The organism is Pseudomonas sp. SDT291_1_S447 (genome assembly GCF_054070155.1).
Window position 1 is genome coordinate 1 of the sequence record NZ_JBSVXS010000433.1, and the last position, 222, is coordinate 222.

Consider the following 222-nt stretch of genomic DNA (forward strand, 5'->3'; position numbering starts at 1 on the left):
TCAAGGTCATCGGTGTTTTTGGTCCGGAGCGAAGTGACAGCAGCTATGACTACGCCTCATTTGCGGTGCGCCCGGAGTTGCTGGAGCGACAAATGGGTACTTTCAGAGATGACGAGACAGCCGAGTTCTTCGGTGAGTGTATGTGGTCCTTCCGCACGGTGGGGCCTAAGCGTTACCTGATCAAACTGCTGACCTGCAAAAAAATGGATGCGCAGGGCAATG

The 222-nt window shown here is 54.1% G+C and carries 1 pseudogene; it reads left to right on the forward strand.

Annotation, left to right across the window (positions count from 1 at the left end):
* Nucleotides 1–222 (forward strand): annotated as a pseudogene (locus ACW9IR_RS30250) (hypothetical protein); the annotation flags it as partial.